The organism is Curvivirga aplysinae, from assembly GCF_009711445.1.
Classification (GTDB): domain Bacteria; phylum Pseudomonadota; class Alphaproteobacteria; order UBA8366; family Aestuariispiraceae; genus Curvivirga; species Curvivirga aplysinae.
This window is the reverse complement of the sequence record NZ_SMMC01000025.1, coordinates 1-1,963: the sequence shown is the minus strand read 5'-3', so window position 1 is coordinate 1,963 and position 1,963 is coordinate 1. Positions and strand designations below refer to the sequence as shown.

Sequence of the window (1,963 nt, the reverse complement as noted above, 5' to 3'; positions counted from 1 at the left end):
CTTATAATTGTAGCACTGTGTTCCAAAAAACCATTCTGAAATAGCTTTTCAAGAAGTAGAATTTTTATTTGATTTTCTGAAAAGTTTTGCATGATATCCCCTAATCGCTCTTAAAATGCCAAGATATAGGGGGAAAGTAAATTTCTTTCTACATCTCCTCAATATTTTCTAGCATTTGGTGCAGAATTTTATTGAGGGTTTTGATGTCGAGGTAACTTGCGCTAGCAAGCAAGGCATCTTGCATTTCTAGCGCCGTGTCGAGCATATCTGCATGGAGGTCTTTGCCCTTTTTGGTCAGGGTCCATGTTTTGCGGCGCGGGTCGTTTTGCGGCGCCTTGAAATCTACTAGGCCGTCTTTATGCATACGGGTGAGGGCGCGACTGACCGCGGCCTTGTCGATACCTAACATTTCGGTGGCACGGGCCACGGGGATATCCGGTTCTTGGGTCAACATCACCAACATGCGCCAATCCATAGCACCGATGCCGAAATCTTTTTGAAGGCGTTGGGAAACCTTGCGGGTATATTTGGTGGCGGCCATCACCATGAGGGAGGCGGGTGATTTGGCAAAGTCCATGGTTGGGTCGCCGGAACCGTCATTGATATAAAAGGAACTATCCATCTTTCTACCCCTTTAACACCGCCCTGAAGATCAGGGAAAACAAGGTTTCTTTCAAGATGAAAACATGGATTTTATTCCAAGACAACAATTAATGTTGCATTGCAGCATTTTTTTAAAATTGTTGTGAGGTCAACAAATGGAACGGCTTATTCAGCCGCATGTTTTTCAACAGGTGGAAAGGTTGGCTTAAAGGCGCCAAGGCGTTTTGCTTCATCCATGATGGCCTGTAAATCCTGATCCAACACGGCAAGCAGTTGGTCAAAATCTTCGATGCAATAATAGATGGGTTGAAAGATATCAATTCGGTAAGGGGTGCGGAAAATGGATAATAGATCAAAGTCACGTCTTTCTGGCTCTCGGCTTTCCACTGCATAGACAGTTTCACCTGGGGAGGAGGCGATACCCGCCCCATAAACACGGGGGCCTTCATGGGTTTTGATCAGGCCAAATTCCACCGTGAACCAGAAAAGTTTCTGCATCCGCCAGACATAGCTTTTGTCAAAGGATAGTGCGATCTTGCCGAATTTCTCCAGGAAATCTGCATAAACCGGATGGGTTAGAAGCGGGCAATGCCCAAATATTTCATGAAAGATATCCGGTTCTTCCAAATAGTCGAAATCTTCGCGACGGCGGATAAAGGTGGCGATGGGGAATTTGCGATTGGCAAGAAGCGTGAAAAAGGTTGTTGGGGTGATCAGGGCTGGCACCGCCTCAACCCCAAACCCACTGCATTCCGCCAAACGGGCATTCACATCACGTAATTGGGGGACTTTATCCTGTGTCAGGCCAAGCTTGTCCAACCCGTCGAGGAATTCATGGGAAACGCGGTTTGGCAATAAATCCACCTGACGTTTATATAAATCATGCCAGACGGCATCTTCTTCCGCGCTATAAGCGATCAGACCGGATGCATCCGGTTGTTTTGATTCATATGTGCCATTTGGTTTTGCCATCTCTGCCTATCCGTTTCTGTTTTTAACTGCTGATCAGATCCATATATTTTGCAAGCTTTTGGTCTAGCTCGCTCAAGCCGCCCGTATCATGGGTCGTTAAACGAACTTCCACCCGGTTATAAACATTGAACCATTCTGGATGGTGATTGATTTTTTCCGCGCGGATTGCCACACGGGTCATAAAACCAAATGCTTCGCTGAAATTCTTAAATTTGAAAGTCTTGTTGATGGCATTGCCATCGTCTTCCAAAATCCATCCGCTCTCTTTGAGGGCGTCATTATAGATATCTGACATTTTTTATTCCTTTTGTTAGCTTCATTATACGCCTGTTTGACGAAAATATTTCCCTAATTTTCTGGATAGGCAGGGATATATGAATTATTATAG

Annotated in this window: 3 protein-coding genes; all 3 read right to left on the bottom strand. The window is 45.1% G+C overall.

Translation table 11 applies throughout. The annotated features are described in order from the left end of the window. Nucleotides 1–148: 148 nt before the first annotated feature. On the bottom strand, nt 149–622 hold the full coding sequence (locus tag E1160_RS00170; RefSeq protein ID WP_155152973.1) for a MarR family winged helix-turn-helix transcriptional regulator: 474 nt from the start codon (nt 620–622) through the stop codon (nt 149–151). A gap of 146 nt (nt 623–768) precedes the next feature. Next, nucleotides 769–1,575 (bottom strand): phenylalanine 4-monooxygenase, encoded by an 807-nt coding sequence (phhA, locus tag E1160_RS00165; protein ID WP_155152972.1) that lies wholly within the window; start codon nt 1,573–1,575, stop codon nt 769–771. Nucleotides 1,576–1,597: 22 nt separating this feature from the next. Next, on the bottom strand, nt 1,598–1,870 hold the full coding sequence (locus E1160_RS00160) for a 4a-hydroxytetrahydrobiopterin dehydratase (protein WP_155152971.1): 273 nt from the start codon (nt 1,868–1,870) through the stop codon (nt 1,598–1,600). Between the last annotated feature and the right edge of the window lie 93 nt (nt 1,871–1,963).

Excerpts from the sequence above, each read along its gene's own strand:
- E1160_RS00160 (WP_155152971.1), bottom strand. The coding sequence starts at position 1,870 with ATGTCAGATATCTATAATGACGCCCTCAAAGAGAGCGGATGGATTTTG.
- E1160_RS00170 (WP_155152973.1), bottom strand. The coding sequence starts at position 622 with ATGGATAGTTCCTTTTATATCAATGACGGTTCCGGCGACCCAACCATG.
- phhA (WP_155152972.1), bottom strand. The coding sequence starts at position 1,575 with ATGGCAAAACCAAATGGCACATATGAATCAAAACAACCGGATGCATCC.